The sequence below is a fragment of the Cypionkella sp. PAMC25878 genome (assembly GCF_058135695.1).
In genome coordinates this window covers 33,853-51,260 of record NZ_CM176871.1, presented here as the reverse complement: position 1 = coordinate 51,260, position 17,408 = coordinate 33,853, and the positions used below count along the sequence as shown (strand labels likewise).

The following is a 17,408-nucleotide window of genomic DNA, read 5'->3' as shown; positions in this document are numbered from 1 at the left end:
GCCTCTTATGGTTTGTGATGGCCGGGCAGGTCATGTGGTTGCGGCGCTCGGATTTTTTCCAGCAGTTTCAGCGGACCCGCCAGCAGGGCTTTGGCGACGGGGTTATTGCCGATCGCGGTCTTGGTTTTCTCAAACGCGGTGACATTGGCAAGGCGGCGGTCAAGGAAGGCCCAAGTGTCTGCATTGTTTTCGGAGTGATCGCCCAGCCAGAACAGCACGGTGGCGGTGTAGACGGCGGAGAGCGTGGCGCGTTTGGAATACCAGTTCAGGTCGTTCGAGGTATCGCCAAGCGCGCGCCAGATCGCGTCGGCGGTGGACCAGATCAGCTTGGCCCCTTCGGGGGCGTGGTGTGGCAGGCTGAACAAGGTGGTGCCCCGGCGGACGAGTTCTTTGTCGGCATGGCTGAGGCGCTGTTTGATCGCCAGCGCCACGCGATTGGTGTAGCGCAGAGGGGTGAGGTCGGTGGTGGCGAGGGCTTCGGTCATCGCGCTATCGCCTGCCTGATGGTAGGCGACGGCAAGGTCGATGCCGCCGCGCGGGAATAAAGCCCGGCCCAGACCGAGGGCTATGCCCGAATCGGTCAGGGCGGCTTGCAGCGTGGTTTCAGACCAGCCGTCAAAGGCGGCGTGGGGCAGGGCGGCTTGCAGAATAAGGCTTTTGGCGGCGTCCATGCTGTGTTCCGAGGTATTTTTATTGTCCATTTCGGTCCCCTTCCCTGCACACGGTAGACAAAGCTGCGGGGCTTTGCTATGCGCGCCAAGCCTGCACATTCAGTGCAACTCTAACTTAGGAAGGTGGTGACAACCACATGCAGGTCAGCGTCCGCGATAATAACGTTGAGCAAGCGCTTCGCGCCCTCAAGAAAAAGCTCCAGCGCGAAGGCGTGTTCCGCGAAATGAAGCTCAAGCAACATTTCGAGAAACCCTCCGTCAAGAAAGCTCGCGAATCCGCCGAAGCCGTGCGCCGTGCGCGCAAGCTCGCCCGGAAGAAGCTTCAGCGCGAAGGCGGGATGTAATTTTCGGGTTTCCGAAGATTGCCAAACGTTAGCGACACTGGAGGAGCGATCCTCACCCCGATTGACCCCCGCCCGCAAGGACGGGGGTTTTTCATTTCGATTATATTTAGAGCATATCGTCTATTTTGCGGGCATCTTCGGCCTATTCACCCAGAGGCCCGGCCATTCGCAGCAATCTGGCAACCGAAAGCGGGCAGCGGCGTTTAGCTGGAAACGATCACAGCGAAAGGGCTGTCTATGCTTTTGAGGTTTGGCTACGACATCTCCGTGTCTTGTGGGCAAGAAACGCCGATGATCTGCATGATGTCGGTGCGCGATGAGTTGCGCGAGGCTTTGCGCGTGCAATCGGCGATGGTGACGACGCCAGCGGTGCCGACGACCGTTTATCGCGATCTGTTCGGCAATACCTGTCGGCGGATGGTGGCGCAGCCGGGGCTGTTCAGCTTGCGCAGCGATTGCACGATTGAGCTTAGCGGGTTGCCCGATCCGGTGATGCCATGGTTGCAGCCGACGCCGCTGGCGGCACTGCCAGATGAGGTTTTGATCTATCTGGTCGGTAGTCGGTATTGTGAGACCGATAAGCTGAGCCAGATCGCGTGGGATATGTTTGGTCATATCGCCCCCGGTTATACGCAGGTGCAAGCGATTTGTGACTATGTGCATCGCCACATCCGGTTTGATTACATGAACGCGCGGGTGACGCGGACGGCCTATGAGGGCTGGCAAGAGGGCACCGGGGTCTGCCGCGATTTCGCGCATCTGGCGATCACCTTGTGCCGCTGCATGAATATTCCGACGCGTTATGTGAACGGCTATATCCCAGATATTGGCGTGCCGGTGACCGGGCCGATGGATTTTGCGGCCTGGATGCAGGTTTACTTGGATGGCGGCTGGCACACCTTTGATCCGCGCAACAATGTGCCGCGGATTGGCCGGGTTGAGGTGGCTTACGGGCGGGATGCGGCGGATGTTCCGCTGATCCACTCGTTCGGGCCGCATGTGTTGCAGAAGTTTACGGTTTGGGCGGAAGAAGTGAAAGCTTAGGCGTTGAAGGAGAGTCCCCGCCCACCCGCATTGCAGGTGGGCGGGAAGCGTTGTCAGCTGGCGACTTCGGCACCGTCGTTGCGCTGGATCGCAACAACAGCTGGACGCGGCAAACCGCCTTCCTTGAAATCGGGCCAGAGCGTTTCGGCTTTGTCGAGCGTCTCTGCATTTCCCGCCGGATGCTGGACCGAGATGAACAAGGTGGTGCCATCAGGCGTAAAGCACGGGCCGGAGGCCTCTGCGCCAATCGGGCAGGCGAACAGCAGCTTGGGCAGACCGCGCGCCGGGCCCTCGGTATCGACACCATACACCCCGTCGGCGATGTCAAAGTCATTGGCGCCATCGGTGGAGACGAACATCCGGCCTTTGGGGTCGAAGGTCAGGTTGTCGGGGTTCACGAACCAGCCGTTCTCAGAGGTATCCGGGCTAAAGGTGGAACTGGTCGCCGGGTCTTTCGGGTTGCCCGCCAGAACGAAGAGATCCCAGCCATATTTCTCGGCGGTATGGTCGGCATCAACGCCAACACCACCCGGTGGGATCATCTCGACGATATGGCCCCACAGGTTTTCCGGGCGGGTGTTGGCGGGGTTCAGCTTGTCTTGGGTGATTTTCTTGTTCTTGGTCATCACAGCGTAAACACGGCCCGTCACCGGGTTGGTTTCGATATCTTCCGGGCGGTCCATCGGCGTGGCCCCCAGAACGTCCGCCGCCAGCCGCGCCTTGCGCACCACATCGGCTTGATCGGCAAAACCTGCCTCTGCGGTCAGCCCTGCGGTGCCGTGGGTCAGCGGCAACCATGTCATGCTGCCATCGGCATCATAGCGCGCGACCGAAAGCGTGCCCGCATCCAGCAAATCCTTGCCCGAGGCCGGGTTGGCCGGATCATATTTCGCTTCCGTGACAAAGCGGTAGACGTATTCAAAGTAATCGTCATCGCCCATGTAAACCACCACACGACCGTCTTTGTTCAGCACAACGGTGGAGGCCTCATGCGACATCCGGCCCAAAGCGGTGCGCTTGACGGGGGTGGAGTTGGGGTCGTAGGGGTCGATTTCAACAACCCAGTCAAAACGGTTCGGCTCGTTCGGTTCTTTGCCCATATCAAAACGGGCATCAAACCGCGCGCGGCCGTAATAATCCGAGCCGTCATAGCCGTAGCGTTCCAACGCAGCCGCCTCGGGGTTGCCCTCGATCGAGCCGCCAAAGGTATCCGACGCGCCTTCTTCACAGGTCAGCACGGTGCCCCACGGCGTCACGCCGCCCGAGCAGTTGTATGTGGTGCCCTTGGCCATCGTGCCGGTTGGGTCATAAGAGGTTTTCAGATGCGCGTTGCCAGCCGCAGGGCCGGAAATCGTCATCGGCGTGTCCAGCGTGATGCGACGGTTCAGCGGGCTGTCTTGCACAACCGACCACACACCGTCCTTGCGGATGATTTCCACGATGGAATGGCCAATCGCCATGTTGCACAGCGCAACCTGCGCTTCGGTCATCTTCGCGCCAGCGTCATCTTCGGTCATGTCGGCGAACATCACGTTCGGCGAGACATATTCGTTGTTCACACACAGCAGTCCGTGATCCGAGGTCTGCGAGCCGCGCGGCAGCGGCATGAAGGCGATGTAATCGCAGTTATAGCCGAATCGGCCGGCCTGCGCTGCGGCGTCGATTTTGGCCGGGTCGAAGGCGTCTTGCCCGGCCTTCATCGCATCGCCCCAAGCGACCACAACATCGGCCTTATAGCCCTCGGCGACATGGTGCATCTTGTCATAGATGCGGGTCAGTTCGGTGAATTGCAGGCTGGATTGCGCGGCCTGCGCATAGGCTTGGGTGGAAAACAGCGAGCCGACAAAACCTTGCGCGGCCACAGCGCCAAGGGTGGCCCCGGCGCTTTTCAGAAAGCTGCGGCGGGAACGGTCGGCAATGATGTCGCGCATCGGTGTGTTGCTGGCGCGGCTGTGCAGATTTTCAGGGGTTTTGGTCATGACTGGAGATTCCTCTGGCTGTGCAGCCTGAGGCTAGCGGAGCAGTGTAACGCGTGGGTGATGCGCCGCGGCGCGCAGGGTCTGGGGAAGGTTCGCGCGGAAGGGGCGTTTGGGGTCAGACCGCGAGGGCGGTGGTTTTGACCACGGTACGCAGCGCAAAACTGGATTGCATCTGGCGCACACCGGGCAGGCGCGACAGGTGTTGGCGGTGGATGCGGGCGAAATCCTCGGTATCTTCGGCCATGATCTTGATCAGGTAATCGGCGGTGCCTGCCATCAGGTGACACTCCAAGATGTCTGGCACCTTGGCGACTTCGCGCTCAAAGGCGTCGAGCAGGTCTTCGGCTTGGCTCTGCAGGGTGATCTCGACAAATACCGTGGTCGGCTTGCCCATGCGGCGGGTGTTCAGCAAAGCGACATAGCCGTCGATATAGCCGGCTTCCTCCAGCAGTTGCACGCGGCGGTGACAGGCCGAGGGCGACAGGTTTACCCGTTCCGACAGATCGGCATTGGTGATGCGGCCGTCTTTTTGCAAGACCCCGAGGATGCGGCGGTCGGTGGCGTCTAAATCGGCGGCCATGGTGAAAATCTTTCTCAGATCGGCATTTATTCGCAGAATCTACCACGAACCGCGCAGAGTGTCAGTAAAATTTCAAAACATTTGCAACGGTTCGGGTTCAAGCTGAGGCACAGGGACGCAGAGTCCATCAGGGAGAGAGCTTATGAAAATCGGATGTCCGAAGGAAATCAAACCGCAAGAATTTCGTGTCGGCATGACCCCGAACGCCGCGCGCGAAGCGGTGCTCGCGGGTCATGCCGTGATGATTGAAACCGGGGCCGGCAATGGCGCGGGCTTCACCGATGCGGATTACATCGTGGCGGGGGCTGCGATTGTGGGCACGGCAGAGGAGGTCTTTTCCGCCGCCGATATGATCGTGAAGGTCAAAGAGCCGCAGCCCATCGAGCGGGCGCGGTTGCGGGCGGGGCAGGTGTTGTTCACCTATCTGCATCTGGCCCCCGACCCGGATCAGACGCGAGATTTGCTGGCCTCAGGCGTCACCGCGATTGCTTATGAGACGGTGACGGATGATCGCGGTGGGCTGCCGCTGTTGGCGCCGATGTCGGAGGTGGCGGGGCGGTTGGCGCCTCAGGTCGGGGCGTGGACCTTGCAGAAGGCCAATGGCGGGCGCGGCGTGTTGATGGGCGGCGTGCCGGGGGTTTTGCCTGCGAAGGTTCTGGTGATCGGCGGCGGGGTGGTTGGCACTCATGCGGCGAAGATCTCGGCGGGCATGGGCGCGGATGTGACGGTGCTGGATCGGTCGGTGAACCGGTTGCGCTATCTGGATGATGTGTTTGGCGGGCAATTCAAGTGCGGCTATGCCGATGCGGCGACGACGATTGAGTTGGCGCGGCAGGCTGATCTGATCATCGGGGCGGTGCTTATTCCGGGGGCGGCGGCTCCGAAACTGATTTCGCGCGCGCAACTGGCCGAGTTGAAGCCGGGCGCGGCTTTGGTCGATGTGGCGATTGATCAGGGCGGTTGTTTTGAAACCTCGCGCGCGACGACACATCAAGACCCGATCTATGAGGTTGATGGCATCATGCATTATTGTGTGGCGAACATGCCGGGGGCGGTGGCGCGGACCTCAACGCTGGCGTTGGGCAATGCGACGATGCCGTTCATGCTGGCTTTGGCCAACAAGGGCTGGAAGCGGGCCTGTGCCGAGGACAAACATTTGCTGGCCGGGCTGAATGTTCACGCGGGCAAGCTGACCTATGCGGCGGTGGGCGTGGCTTTGGGGTTGCCGACGATCTCTGGGCTGGACGCGTTGTCGATCTGAGTTCTGGGTTGAAAACAGGTGGGTTTGCGGCGGGCATCGAGCCTGCCGCAAACGCGCTGCCGGGTTCGCTTGGGCTATGGTGCGATGCAAAAGGCCCCCGCTGCGCGCGGGGGCCTTTTGCATGGGCGTTTGCCGAGCGCGTTACTTTTTCACAGCAACGAGGATTTCTTTCAGAACGTCCAACTCGGTCGGACCCGCTGGAGCAGCGGGGGCTTCGGCCTTTTTCGGCATGATCTTGTTCATGGATTTCACCAGCATGAACACCACGAAAGCGATGATCAGGAAGTTGATGATGGCGGTGATGAACGCGCCATAAGCAAACACGGCCGCGCCGGATTCTTTCGCGGCGGCCATGGTGGCCGGGTTGGTGCCGGAAAGGTCAATGAACATGTCCGAGAAGTTCACGCCGCCTAGGATCAGGCCGATGATCGGGTTGATCAGGTCGCCAACAAGGCTGTTGACGATGGCGGTGAAGGCGGCGCCGATGATGATACCCACGGCGAGGTCCATCACATTGCCCTTCATGATGAAGGCTTTGAACTCGTTGATCATTCTAATGTCCCGTATTTGGTTCCGCCATTTTGGCGTGCTTGGATGCCTGCGTGCCTACGCATGACACCGGGAGTATGCCACAGGTTTTAGCACCTGATCAGGGGGAATTTTTTGCGAAGCGTGAACAATTTGGGGGAAATCCGGGGGGTTAGGCCCGGATTCTGCTGTAATCACTCGCCGTAGGGCACCCAAATGGTTTTCACCTCGGTCGCAGCGCGCAGGAAGGTGCGGCCTTCGCCCTCGGTGATCCAGTCGCGGGATTGGCCGTTGTTGACCCATGTGCGCTTGATGTTTCCGGCGGATTCTTTCTCGATCAGCGCGGAGAGCGGGGTGGAGGAAAAGCTCCACATTGCGTCAATATCGCGGTGGCCTGCGAGGGGTTTGGCGAGTTCGGCATGTGGCCCGGTGACGATGTTGACGACGCCTGCGGGCAAATCTGAGGTGTCGAGCACTTGGTAGAAATCGGTCGCGGCGAGGGGGAACGGCTCGGACGGGACGAGGATGCAGGTGTTGCCCATCGCGATGGCGGGGGCCATCAGGGAAATCAGACCGAGCAGCGGGGCATCGTCGGGGCAGAGCGCGCCGATCACGCCACAGGGTTCATTCATCGCCAGCGCCACGCCGCGCAGGGGGACGGATTTCACCGCGCCGTCGAATTTATCGGCCCAAGCCGCATAGGTGAACAGGCGGGCGATGGAGGCTTCGACCTCGGCCTCGCCGGAGCGACCGGTGAGATCGCGCAAGCGGCCCGCGAATTCAGTGGCGCGGGCGGAGAGGTTTTCGGCGATGTAATATAGAATTTGCGCGCGGGCGTGGGCGGTGGTTTTGGCCCACGCTTTGGCGGCATGGGCGGCTTCCACTGCGTTGCGGATGTCTTTGCGGTTGCCAAGGCCCGCGTGGCCGAGCAGCTTGCCTTTCGGCGACCAGATCGGTTGCGAATAGCCGCCGTCGGGGCGGGCTTGCTTGCCTGCGATGTAGAGCTTGGCGGTGCGGTCGATGCTGGAGGCTTCGATGATGGCGGGGGCGTCGATGGCTTTGATCGGGCTCAGCGGTTTGGTTGCGCGGGTGGGTTTGAGATAGGCCATCAGCCCCTCCCAGCCGCCCTCACGGCCAAAACCGCTTTCGCGCACGCCGCCGAAACCAGCGGCGGCGTCGAACAGGTTGGTGGCGTTGACCCAGACCACGCCGGCTTTGATTTTGGGGGCGACGTCGAGGGCGAGGTTGATGTTTTCCGACCAGATCGTCGCGGCGAGGCCGTATTTGGTGTTGTTGGCAAGATCGACGGCCTCAGAGGGGGTGCGGAAGGTCATGGCGACCAGCACCGGGCCGAAGATTTCTTCCTGCATCAGGGTGGAGGCGGCGGAGAGCCCGGTGATCAGGGTCGGCGGGTAAAAGCAGCCTTCGGGCACGGCGCAAGCGGCATGGTAGGTTTCGCCGTCTTTGTTGGTTTCCACGAGGCCTTTGATCGTGGCGAGTTGCACCGGGTCGACGATGGCGCCGACGTCGATGCATTTGTCCAAGGGGTCACCAAGACGGAGGCCGTCCATCCGGCGTTTTAGTTTTTGGTAGAAGCGGTCGGCGATGCCTTCTTGAATCAGCAGGCGTGAACCTGCGCAGCAGACCTGGCCTTGGTTGAACCAGATCGCATCGACGAGGCCTTCAATGGCGCTGTCAATATCGGCGTCGTCGAAGACGATGTAGGGGGATTTTCCGCCCAATTCGAGCGTCAGGGCTTTGCCGGAGCCTGCGGTGGCCTCGCGAATTTTGCGGCCCACGGCGGTGGAGCCAGTGAAGGCGATTTTGTTCACATCGGGATGGTTGACGAGGGCCGCCCCGGTGTCGCCGTCGCCGGTGACTATGTTCAGCACACCTTTCGGCAGGCCCGCTTCACGGGTCAGTTCGGCGAACAGCAAAGCGGTGAGCGGGGTGTATTCGGCGGGTTTCAGCACCACCGTATTGCCTGCGGCGAGGGCGGGGGCAACTTTCCATGCCAGCATCAGCAGCGGGAAGTTCCACGGGATCACCGCGCCGCAGACGCCAAGCGGGGCTTGGCCGGGGAGTTCGGAGTCGATCAGTTGCGCAAGGCCGGCGTGGTAATAGAAGTGGCGGGCGACGAGGGGGATGTCGATGTCGCGCGATTCGCGGATCGGCTTGCCGTTGTCCATGGTTTCCAGCACGGCGAGCAGGCGGGAATGTTTCTGCACCAGCCGGGCGAGGGCGTATAGATATTTGGCGCGGGCATAGCCGGGGAGTTTCGCCCATTTGGGCTGGGCACGGCGGGCGGCTTTCACCGCAGCATCGACATCAGACGCGCTGCCTTGGGTGATCAGGGCGAGCGGCTTGGCGGTGGCAGGGTTTTTCGTCTCAAACGTCTCGCCGGGTTTGGTGAAGGCGCCGTCGATCCAGTGGCCGAAGCTTTGGTGTTTATGCAGCCAAGCCATGACCTCGGCATTGCTTTCAGGGGCGGGGCCATATGCCATGCTGTCGAAGATCTCGCGGACGGTGGGTTGGGTCATGGCTTTGTCCTTTGGCGGGGCGGCAGGCTTTGGGCGGGAGCGGTTGGGGCGGGCGTGCGCCACCGGCGGGGATATATTTGCCAAGATGAAATCGGCATGGGCTTATCCCATCGCGTGGCGGTTGGACGCCGAGTATTGGCCTGTCAGGTGGTGTTCCAACTGGCGTTCGATGTCTCCCAGCAAGGACGAGGCGCCGAAGCGGAACAGATCGGGCTGCAGCCAAGGGTGGCCGAGTTCGTCTTTCATCAGCGCCAGATACAGCAGCGCGTCTTTGGCCTTGGCGATGCCGCCTGCGGGTTTGTAGCCGACTTTGATGCCGGTGCGATCCTGATAATCGCGGATGCAGCGGATCATCGTCAAGGTGACAGGCAGGGTGGCGTTGACGGGTTCTTTCCCGGTCGAGGTTTTGATGAAATCGGCCCCGGCCATCATGCAGACGAGGCTCGCGCGGGCGACGTTGCGCAGGGTGGAGAGTTCTCCGGTGGCGAGGATGGCTTTGACATGGGCTTCGCCACATTCGGCGCGCATCTCGCGCATTTCGTCATACAGCGCCGGCCAGTTTCCGGTGAGGACATGGCGGCGCGAGATCACGATGTCGATTTCTTTCGCCCCGGCGCGGACGGACTCTCCAATTTCGGCGATGCGCAGGCGGTAGGGCGAGAGGCCAGCCGGGAAGCCAGTCGAGACAGCGGCGACGGGAATGTTGGTGCCTTCCAGCGCGCGGACGGCGGTTTCCACCATCTCGTGATAGACGCAGACCGCCCCGGTGGTCAGGCCTTGCAGCCCGAGTTTGTCGAGCATCCAGGGGGCGACGGGCTGGCGCGCCTTGGCGCAGAGGCGTTTGACGCGGCCTTCGGTGTCGTCGCCCGACAGGGTGGTGAGGTCGATCAGGCTGATGGCTTTAAGCAGCCACGCCGCTTGAAACTCTTTTTTAACAGAACGTCTGCCGCCCAAGGTATTGGCGCGCCGCTCAATGGCCGAGGTGTTGGCTTGCACCGATGCCACCCAATCCAGATCCAGGGCCATGCCGGGGTTGCGGGTGTGGGTCAGCGTCGGCAGTTGGCTTTTATTCTCGGTCAGGGTTTGCATCGGGGCCTCACCTAAAGGGTTGACGGCAGAGTGCGCGGGGAAGGCCGGGGTGGCAAGGGGGCTGTTGCACGGTTTCGGCGGGATTTGACCGAGGGGTTAAATTCGTGGCGGTTCAGGGCTTGGGCGGGGTCTCGCCCGCCCATGGGGCTTTGGTGCCGGTGGGGGGCAGGTCAGGGCGGCTGAGGTGGCGGTGCGCCTTGGCCAACATCAGGCCCGACAGCGGGGCGGTGAGAAACAGGAAAGCCGCGACCATCACGCCTTGCCAACTGGCGGTGCCGGTTTGCCACAGCAGGGTGAGGGCGGCGGCGATCAGCGAGGCTCCGACGCCGACCGTTGTGGCCTTGGTGGGGGCGTGCAGGCGTTGCATCGGCTCGCGCAGTTTCAGCAGGCCAAAGCTGCCGATCAGGCCGAAGCTGCCGCCGATGATCAGCAGCGCCGAGATCAGGAATTCGGCGGTCAGGTTCATTCGATGATGCCTCCGCGCAGCAGGAATTTGCAAAAGGCGATGGTCGAGATGAAGCCGGTCATCGCCAGCAGCAGGGCGGCGTCGAAGACAACGGTGGAATGGGTTTGCACGCCGTAAAGCACGATCAGGGCGATGACGTTGATCACCATGGTATCGACGGTCAGGATGCGGTCGGGCATCGTCGGCGCGGTGGCAAGCCGCCACAGGTTCAGGATCAGCGCGAGCGCAAAGCAGGCGATGGCGAAGGTGAGGGCATAGGTCAGCATCAGCGGAAAATCCTTTGCAACCGGGTCTCATAGCGGGATTTGATCTCGGCGCGGGTGGCGTCGGGGTCGGGCGCGTGCAGGGCATGGATCAGCAGCGCCTTGTTATCGGCGGAAAATTCAGCGGTCAGCGTGCCGGGGGTCAGGGTGATGGTGCCTGCCAGCAAGGCGATGGCCTCGGGGCAGGGCAGATCGACGGGCACGGTGATCCATGCCGATTTGATCTGGTCGGCGGGCATGAACAGGATGATGCGGGCGACTTGGATATTGGCGATGATCACGTCGTAAAGTACGAGGGCGATGTAGCTGATCAACCGCAAAGGGTGGCGGATTTTCGGGCGGCTGGGCCAGTAGGCTTGGGTGGCAAGCGGGATGAGTGTGGCAAGGAGGGCGGCCATCAGCAGGGAGTTTATTGCGGTGCTGCCGGCAAGGAGAAGCCATGCGAGGAACAGGGTGGCGGAGAGCATCGGGTGGGGGAACAGGCGGTTCATTTGGTCCCCCCGAGGTGGTTGGCGGCGATATAAGCGGTGGGGGCATGGAGGGCTTCGGCGGTCAGGGTCAGCCAACTGGTGATCGGACCCGCGGCGATTGTCAGGGTGGCGAGCGCTGCGAGGCAAAGCAGTATGGCGGTTTTGCTTTCGGCGGGGGCTTCGGTGCTGGGGGATTTCCAGAATAGGTCGGAGCCGGTGCGGGCGAGGCCGATCATGGTCAGGAGGGAGGCGATGAGGATGGCGGCCCATGCGATTGCGTCGCCGCGCAGGGCGTCGAGGATCAGCAGTTTCCCGACAAAGCCGGACAGCGGCGGCATCCCGGCCATGGCGACGGCGGCGGCCATGTAGAGTGCTGCGGTCATCCCGTCGCGGCGGCAGCGGGTGAGGTCGGCGATCAGGAACAGCGCGGCAGTCGCGAGGGTGGAGTGGAGTGTGTAGTAAAGCGCGGCGGCGGTGGCTTGCGGGGTGAAGGCTGACACTGCCAACAGGAGGGTGCCCATGGAACCAATGGCGGCGAAGGCGATCTGACGCGGTAAGCTGCGGGTGCCGAAGGTGCCCAAGGCTCCGACGGCGATGGTGGCGAGAGCTGCGGCGTAAAGCAGGCTCGCCAGCAGGGTGTTGGTGGCGGGCAGGTCGGTGGGGAACACCAAGGTGCCAAAGCGGATCAGCGCATAGGCCCCGACTTTGGTCATCACCGCGAACAGGGCAGCGATGGGGCCGGGGGCGTTGGCATAGGTGCCGGGCAGCCAGAATTGCAGCGGGACCAATGCGGCTTTGACCGCGAAGACCAGCATCAGCAACACGGCGGCCACGCGGATCAGGGCGGTATCATTGGCGGGGATTTGCGGCAGTTTCTGCGCGAGATCGGCCATGTTGAGCGTGCCTGTCGTGCTGTAGATCGTCGCCAGCGCGAACAAAAACAGCGTCGAGCCGAGCAGGTTGAACGCGACATATTGCACGCCCGCGCGGATGCGGGCCTCACCGCCGCCATGCACCATCAGGCCATACGAGGCGATCAGCAGCACCTCGAAGAACACGAACAGGTTGAAGGCGTCGCCGGTCAGGAAAGCGCCGTTCAGGCCCATCAGTTGGAACAGATAAAGCGCATGGAAGTGGCGGCCCTTTGTGTCCCATCCGGTTCTGATCGTGTGGATCAGGACGATCAGCGCAAGCGTTGCGGTCAACAGCAGCATCAGGGCCGAAAGCCGGTCCAGCACCAGAGCGATACCGAAAGGGGCGGGCCAGTTGCCGAGGAAGTAGCTTTGGGTTGGGGCTTGGATGAGCGTGATGGCCAGCGCCAACAGGGCGATTGTGCCAAGGATCGAGATTGCGCGTTGGGCGTTCAGGGTGTTGCGGGCAATTAGGATGATCGCACCGGCCAAGATGGCGGGCAGAATCACGGGCAGGATCAGCAACTGGCTCATGCCTGATCCTCTGGGTCTGCATCGGTATCAACGCGGTCGTGGCCTGCGGTCAGGTAAGCCCCCAGTGCCATGATCACCAGCACCGCGGTCATGCCGAAGGAAATCACGATGGCGGTCAGCACTAAGGCTTGCGGGAGGGGGTCGGTGTATTGGCTGCCCTCGCCGATGATCGGGGCTGCGTTCAGTTTGATCCGGCCTGAGATGAAGATGAACAGGTTGACGGCATAGGACAGCAGCGACAGGCCAAGGATCACCGGGAACGTGCGGGCGCGCAGCATCAGGTAGAGGCCGCAGGCGGTCAGAGTGCCGATAGCGATGGCGATCAGGATCTCCATCAGCATGCATCCTTTGCCGTTTGGGGCTTTGCCAGACGGGCGAGCGCATCCAGCGCCAGCATCACGGCTCCGAGAACGCAGAGGAAGACGCCAAGGTCGAACAGGGCGGCGGTGGCGAGTTCGAAATCCTGCAAGGGTGGCAGGTGGATGTGGGTGTAGTTTGAGGTCAGGAACGGGCGACCGGCAAGGAACGAGCCGACTCCGGTGAAGCTGGCCACCAGCACGCCTGCGCCGATCATCGCGTGATAGGGGATGCGGCGGCGGGCGGCGGCCCAGTCTTGGCCGCTCGCGATATATTGCAGGACAAATCCGATGGCGAAGACCAGCCCTGCGACAAAGCCGCCGCCGGGTTGGTTATGGCCGCGCAGGAACAGATAGCAACCGACCAGCATCGCCATCGGCAAGATCAGCCTTGTGGCGGTTTGCAGCATGATCGGGTGTGGGTCGCCCGCATCGCCAGCGCTTTGATCGGGGCGGGTGGTCCATTTCGTGCCAAGCAAGCTTTCTGTCAACGCGAAGATCAACAAGGCGGCGATGCCGAGGACGATGATCTCGCCATAGGTGTCGTAGCCGCGGAAGTCGACGATGATGGTGTTGACGGCGTTGTGGCCTCCGGCCCCCGGCAGCGATTGCGCGAGGTGGAAGGCTGATATGGGCGGGAAGATCGCTTCGCGCATCATCAGGGCATAGGCGAGGGCGGCGGTGGCTATGCCTGTCCCGATGGCGAGGGATGCGTCGCGCAATTTGCGCAGGCGCGGCGTCTCGTGTGGGGTGGTTTTGGGCAGGAAGTTCAGCGCCAGCAGCATCAGGGCTACGGTGACAACCTCGACCGTGATCTGCGTCAGGGCAAGGTCAGGGGCGGAAAGATAAGCGAAACTCGCCGACAGGATCAGCCCTACGATGCCAACCAGCAACAGCGCCAGCAGGCGTTTGCGGTGCAGGGCGGTGGCGGCGAGGGCGGCGGTGATCATCAGGGCAAAGCCCACGGCGGGGGCTGCGGCGATGGCGGCGAGCGCGCGGCTGCCGGGCAGGCTTTCGGCGGATTGGTAGGCGTAGAGGCCGAGGGTGAGGATGGTCAGCACGGCTGCGGCGAAGGCACGCGACAGGCTGCCGTTGTGCAATTTCGCGGTGAGGGTATGGGCGGCTTGGGTCAGGGCGGTGAGGCTCGCGTCGAAGATCACTTTGGCTTGCGGCTTGGGGGTGGCATCCCAGACACGACGTAGGGCGGGGTAGAGGCCGAGGGTGACGAGCGCTCCGCCGATCGCCGCAAGCGACATCCAGAGAGCTGGGGTTTCAAGCCCATGCCAGAGCGCGATATGGGCGTGGATCGGCTCGCCCGTGGTGGCAGAGGTGGCCGCATCAACCAGCCATCCGGCAAGTGGCATCGGGGCCGCGCCGATGGCTACGACAAGGGCAGCAAGAATCGTGGGGGGGAGCCAGAGGCCTGGGGTGGGATCGTGCGGGCTGTGGCTGTAGGCGGGGATGGGACCGAGGAAGGTGTAGGTGAGAAAGCGTAGGGAATACGCCACCGAGAGCAGAGCGGCGAGGGTGGCCAGCACCGGGATGACCCATGGGGCGGTGTGAGCGGCTTCCTCCAGCATCATCTCCTTCGACAGGAAGCCGTTCAGTGGCGGGATACCTGCCATTGAGAGCGTTGCGATGGTCGCAAGGCCGAAGGTGATCGGCATGGCACGGCGCAGGCCGCCCAAAGCGCGAATGTCGCGGGTGTGGGTGGCGTGATCGACGATGCCCGCCAGCATGAACAAAGCGGCTTTGAAGGTGGCGTGGCAGAGGATGTGAAAGATCGCGGCCGTTGCGGCGGCTTTGGTGCCAAGGCCAAGTAGGAAGGTGATCAGGCCGAGATGGCTGACGGTGGAATAGGCGAGGATGGCCTTCAGATCATCCTTGAACAGCGCCACTTTGGCGGCAAAGGCCATGGTGATCAGGCCCGCAGAGGTGACGATCCAGAACCATTCCGGCGTGCCCGATAGCACCGGCCACAGGCGGGCGAGCAGAAACAGCCCGGCTTTCACCATGGTCGCCGAGTGGAGGTAGGCTGACACTGGGGTGGGGGCTGCCATCGCATGCGGCAGCCAGAAATGGAACGGGAATTGCGCGGATTTGGTGAAGGCTCCGAGCAGGATCAGGATCAGCGCGGGCAGGTAAAGTGGGCTGGTTTGGATCGCGGTTTTCTGGGTTAGGATCGTCGAAAGGTCATAGCTACCGACGATATGCCCCAAGATCATCAGGCCTGCGATCATCGCTAACCCGCCTGCGCCTGTGGTGGCAAGCGCCATGCGGGCACCTTGGCGGGCTTGCGGCAGGTGGCTCCAGAACCCGATCAGCAGGAACGAGGACAGCGAGGTGAGTTCCCAGAACACCAGCAAAAGCAGGATGTTGTCGGACAGAACAATCCCCAGCATCGCGCCTTGGAACAGCATCAGATAGGTCAGGAAGCGGGCGTAGGGCTCGGTTTTGTCGAGGTAGAAACAGGCATAGGCCTGGATCAACAATCCGATGCCGAGGATCAGCAGGGCGAACAGCAGGGCAAGGCCATCCAGTCGGAAATTGGCGTTCAGACCAAGCGCGGGCAGCCAGTTGATCTGGGTCGTGACCGTATCGCCCACCATGATCGCGGGCAGGTGGTACAGGATCAGCGCCAGCGCTGCGGCGGTGAATAGCGCGACGGTGAGGGTGGCGATACTGCGGCCGAACCGTTGGGTGAGGGCTGGGGTGAGGGCTCCGAGGAAGGGCAGGGCGGCAATCAAGGCAAGAGACATCGGTTTGCCCTTCTGGCGCTGGATTGCAAACCGAGGTTTGCTGGACTGCGGGCGATGGGGGTTCACACCCCCACGGCCTGATGTGCTCAGGGCACATCCGACCTTCCCCCCGTGGGATATTTGAGCAGAGAGGATGACCTTTGAGCCCGCCTATCTGGTTCAAAGATAAGGACTTTGGCCAAGGGATCAAGATGAAAGCAGTAGGCTTTGCCGACGGATCGCCGCAGATTGGCGGCGCAATGGGGGTTTCACACCCCCACGGCCTGATTTGCAAAGTGGCAAATCCGGCCTTCCCCCGTGGGATATTTGTGCGCAGAGGATGACAATTTTAGACAAGTTTTAGATAATGGCGTGAGTTCAGCGGATCGAACGCAACACGCTCTAGCCCTCACGCCCTGCCGCGTTCTGGTCGATCAGATAGCGCTGCGACAGCGGGATCGCGGCGGCCCCCAAGGCACGCGCCTGTGCGCCGAGGCTGCCTTCGCGGATCACTGGCGGGTCGATGCCGTCAAGGTCCAGCGCGTGGAGGGCTGCATGGGTGCGGCGGGTGATTTCGGCGCGAATCTCGGTCGGCATCCAGCCGTCAATCATCACCGCCTCGATCTCCAGCAGCGAGGCAGCGGTCAGCGCTGCCCAAGCCAGACCATAGGCGGCTTGGTCCATCCAATCGGACAGAATCTGCGGCGAGACATTCCAATGCTCGTGCTGTTCAAACAGATGATCCGAGGGCTCCCCGGCGGCTTCCATCGCGGCGGCGAGGGTTGACATAGAGGCGGCGGAAATCAAACGGTCCATCTTGCCATCGCGCCCCGGCACCGGCATCGGCCCGACGCCTGCGGCATTGCCAGAGCGGCCTAAGAACAGCTGGCCGTTCAGCACCAGACCGCCGCCTACAAAATAGCCGAAGTAGAAATACAGGAAATCCTTTGGCCGCTCGCCCGTGCCGAACACCAATTCCGCACCACATGCCGAAGTCGCATCATTTTGCACATAAACCGGCAACTGCGTCACGGCGGCGAGTTCGGCCTGAATGTCAGCGTGGCGCCATGCTTCCATATCCGCTTTCGGGGCGCCGATCAGTTCGACCCATGACCACAGTTGAAACGGCATTGCCACGCCCATACCGCTGACCCGCGCACGCTCAGGTGCTGTCAGGGTGGCGACCACCTCGGGCAAGCTGCGGGCGACAAAGGCCACCACGGCGCTGGGCGAAGGGTAGCGGTAAATCTGCCGTTTGGTGGCGCGCACCCGGCCCATGAAATCCACCAGCGTCAGATCGACCGAGCGCCGCCCGATCTTCAGCCCCAGAAAGAACGCGCCCTCGGGGTTGAGGAACATTGGCACCGAAGGTTGGCCGATCCGCCCCCGCACCGGCGCCCCGCGCAAGAGCAGCCCGTCTTGCTCTAGGGCCCGCATGATCACTGAAACGGTCTGCGCCGAAAGCCCGGTTTTGCGTGCGATATCGGATTTCGCAAGCCCGCCCTGCTGGCGCACCAAGGACAGCACCAGCCGCTCGTTATGGTCGCGCATCCCCGATTGGTTCGAGCCGCGCAACCCGAGGTCGTCGCTTGGTCGATCTGGAAGGATATCAGCGCCCGAGGGCATATTTGGAC

16 protein-coding genes are annotated in these 17,408 nt (G+C 62.2%); 3 read left to right on the top strand and 13 right to left on the bottom strand.

Annotation, left to right across the window (positions count from 1 at the left end; genetic code table 11):
• Positions 1 to 5 precede the first annotated feature (5 nt).
• Complete coding sequence (locus ACS5RD_RS00250) at positions 6 to 701, bottom strand: COQ9 family protein (RefSeq protein ID WP_489929487.1); 696 nt, start codon at positions 699 to 701, stop codon at positions 6 to 8.
• Positions 702 to 808: 107 nt separating this feature from the next.
• Here ACS5RD_RS00250 and rpsU point away from each other — a divergent pair, with 107 nt between their 5' ends.
• Positions 809 to 1,015, top strand: a complete 207-nt coding sequence (rpsU, locus tag ACS5RD_RS00245; RefSeq protein ID WP_054008279.1) for a 30S ribosomal protein S21 — start codon at positions 809 to 811, stop codon at positions 1,013 to 1,015.
• Positions 1,016 to 1,252: 237 nt separating this feature from the next.
• A complete protein-coding gene (locus ACS5RD_RS00240; protein ID WP_489929486.1) occupies positions 1,253 to 2,059 on the top strand; it encodes a transglutaminase-like domain-containing protein in 807 nt (268 codons plus the stop codon).
• Between the two features lie 53 nt (positions 2,060 to 2,112).
• Here the strand turns inward: ACS5RD_RS00240 and ACS5RD_RS00235 are convergent, their stop codons facing one another.
• Both ACS5RD_RS00235 and ACS5RD_RS00230 read right to left on the bottom strand, forming a co-directional pair.
• The gene (locus ACS5RD_RS00235; RefSeq protein ID WP_489929485.1) at positions 2,113 to 4,038 is read right to left on the bottom strand and encodes a PhoX family protein; all 1,926 of its coding nucleotides are present in this window, start codon (positions 4,036 to 4,038) and stop codon (positions 2,113 to 2,115) included.
• Between the two features lie 115 nt (positions 4,039 to 4,153).
• Positions 4,154 to 4,618: an Lrp/AsnC family transcriptional regulator gene (locus tag ACS5RD_RS00230; RefSeq protein WP_054008276.1), complete on the bottom strand. Its 465-nt coding sequence runs from the start codon at positions 4,616 to 4,618 to the stop codon at positions 4,154 to 4,156.
• Between the two features lie 142 nt (positions 4,619 to 4,760).
• Here ACS5RD_RS00230 and ald point away from each other — a divergent pair, with 142 nt between their 5' ends.
• The gene (ald, locus tag ACS5RD_RS00225) at positions 4,761 to 5,879 is read left to right on the top strand and encodes an alanine dehydrogenase (protein WP_489929484.1); all 1,119 of its coding nucleotides are present in this window, start codon (positions 4,761 to 4,763) and stop codon (positions 5,877 to 5,879) included.
• Between the two features lie 141 nt (positions 5,880 to 6,020).
• Here the strand turns inward: ald and mscL are convergent, their stop codons facing one another.
• The 10 genes from mscL to ACS5RD_RS00175 form a co-directional block, all read right to left on the bottom strand.
• Positions 6,021 to 6,431: a large conductance mechanosensitive channel protein MscL gene (mscL, locus tag ACS5RD_RS00220; protein ID WP_054008274.1), complete on the bottom strand. Its 411-nt coding sequence runs from the start codon at positions 6,429 to 6,431 to the stop codon at positions 6,021 to 6,023.
• Between the two features lie 170 nt (positions 6,432 to 6,601).
• Positions 6,602 to 8,947 (bottom strand): aldehyde dehydrogenase family protein, encoded by a 2,346-nt coding sequence (locus ACS5RD_RS00215; protein WP_489929483.1) that lies wholly within the window; start codon positions 8,945 to 8,947, stop codon positions 6,602 to 6,604.
• 102 nt (positions 8,948 to 9,049) lie between these two features.
• Entirely contained in the window at positions 9,050 to 10,036 is a 987-nt protein-coding gene (gene deoC, locus ACS5RD_RS00210) for a deoxyribose-phosphate aldolase (protein ID WP_489929482.1), read from the bottom strand.
• A 112-nt stretch (positions 10,037 to 10,148) separates the two neighbouring features.
• On the bottom strand, positions 10,149 to 10,502 hold the full coding sequence (locus tag ACS5RD_RS00205; RefSeq protein ID WP_489929481.1) for a cation:proton antiporter: 354 nt from the start codon (positions 10,500 to 10,502) through the stop codon (positions 10,149 to 10,151).
• Positions 10,499 to 10,768, bottom strand: a complete 270-nt coding sequence (locus tag ACS5RD_RS00200; protein WP_489929480.1) for a K+/H+ antiporter subunit F — start codon at positions 10,766 to 10,768, stop codon at positions 10,499 to 10,501. The genes ACS5RD_RS00205 and ACS5RD_RS00200 overlap by 4 nt, the downstream gene beginning before the upstream one ends.
• On the bottom strand, positions 10,768 to 11,256 hold the full coding sequence (locus ACS5RD_RS00195; RefSeq protein ID WP_489929479.1) for a Na+/H+ antiporter subunit E: 489 nt from the start codon (positions 11,254 to 11,256) through the stop codon (positions 10,768 to 10,770). The genes ACS5RD_RS00200 and ACS5RD_RS00195 overlap by 1 nt, the downstream gene beginning before the upstream one ends.
• A complete protein-coding gene (locus ACS5RD_RS00190) occupies positions 11,253 to 12,680 on the bottom strand; it encodes a monovalent cation/H+ antiporter subunit D (protein WP_489929478.1) in 1,428 nt (475 codons plus the stop codon). The genes ACS5RD_RS00195 and ACS5RD_RS00190 overlap by 4 nt, the downstream gene beginning before the upstream one ends.
• The gene (locus tag ACS5RD_RS00185; RefSeq protein ID WP_489929477.1) at positions 12,677 to 13,015 is read right to left on the bottom strand and encodes a Na+/H+ antiporter subunit C; all 339 of its coding nucleotides are present in this window, start codon (positions 13,013 to 13,015) and stop codon (positions 12,677 to 12,679) included. Before ACS5RD_RS00185 ends, ACS5RD_RS00190 begins: the two co-directional genes overlap by 4 nt.
• On the bottom strand, positions 13,015 to 15,795 hold the full coding sequence (locus tag ACS5RD_RS00180) for a monovalent cation/H+ antiporter subunit A (RefSeq protein WP_489929476.1): 2,781 nt from the start codon (positions 15,793 to 15,795) through the stop codon (positions 13,015 to 13,017). The genes ACS5RD_RS00185 and ACS5RD_RS00180 overlap by 1 nt, the downstream gene beginning before the upstream one ends.
• A 381-nt stretch (positions 15,796 to 16,176) precedes the next feature.
• Positions 16,177 to 17,400 carry an ROK family transcriptional regulator gene (locus ACS5RD_RS00175; protein ID WP_054008266.1) on the bottom strand — a complete coding sequence of 408 codons (1,224 nt, stop codon included), beginning with the start codon at positions 17,398 to 17,400 and terminating at the stop codon, positions 16,177 to 16,179.
• Positions 17,401 to 17,408: the final 8 nt, after the last annotated feature.

Coding starts and splice junctions, on each gene's coding strand:
- ACS5RD_RS00240 (WP_489929486.1), top strand. CDS start 1,253: ATGCTTTTGAGGTTTGGCTACGACATCTCCGTGTCTTGTGGGCAAGAA.
- mscL (WP_054008274.1), bottom strand. CDS start 6,431: ATGATCAACGAGTTCAAAGCCTTCATCATGAAGGGCAATGTGATGGAC.
- ACS5RD_RS00175 (WP_054008266.1), bottom strand. CDS start 17,400: ATGCCCTCGGGCGCTGATATCCTTCCAGATCGACCAAGCGACGACCTC.
- ACS5RD_RS00250 (WP_489929487.1), bottom strand. CDS start 701: ATGGACAATAAAAATACCTCGGAACACAGCATGGACGCCGCCAAAAGC.
- ACS5RD_RS00200 (WP_489929480.1), bottom strand. CDS start 10,768: ATGCTGACCTATGCCCTCACCTTCGCCATCGCCTGCTTTGCGCTCGCG.
- ACS5RD_RS00230 (WP_054008276.1), bottom strand. CDS start 4,618: ATGGCCGCCGATTTAGACGCCACCGACCGCCGCATCCTCGGGGTCTTG.
- rpsU (WP_054008279.1), top strand. CDS start 809: ATGCAGGTCAGCGTCCGCGATAATAACGTTGAGCAAGCGCTTCGCGCC.
- ald (WP_489929484.1), top strand. CDS start 4,761: ATGAAAATCGGATGTCCGAAGGAAATCAAACCGCAAGAATTTCGTGTC.
- ACS5RD_RS00195 (WP_489929479.1), bottom strand. CDS start 11,256: ATGAACCGCCTGTTCCCCCACCCGATGCTCTCCGCCACCCTGTTCCTC.
- ACS5RD_RS00185 (WP_489929477.1), bottom strand. CDS start 13,015: ATGGAGATCCTGATCGCCATCGCTATCGGCACTCTGACCGCCTGCGGC.
- ACS5RD_RS00190 (WP_489929478.1), bottom strand. CDS start 12,680: ATGAGCCAGTTGCTGATCCTGCCCGTGATTCTGCCCGCCATCTTGGCC.
- ACS5RD_RS00215 (WP_489929483.1), bottom strand. CDS start 8,947: ATGACCCAACCCACCGTCCGCGAGATCTTCGACAGCATGGCATATGGC.
- ACS5RD_RS00180 (WP_489929476.1), bottom strand. CDS start 15,795: ATGTCTCTTGCCTTGATTGCCGCCCTGCCCTTCCTCGGAGCCCTCACC.
- ACS5RD_RS00235 (WP_489929485.1), bottom strand. CDS start 4,038: ATGACCAAAACCCCTGAAAATCTGCACAGCCGCGCCAGCAACACACCG.
- ACS5RD_RS00205 (WP_489929481.1), bottom strand. CDS start 10,502: ATGAACCTGACCGCCGAATTCCTGATCTCGGCGCTGCTGATCATCGGC.
- deoC (WP_489929482.1), bottom strand. CDS start 10,036: ATGCAAACCCTGACCGAGAATAAAAGCCAACTGCCGACGCTGACCCAC.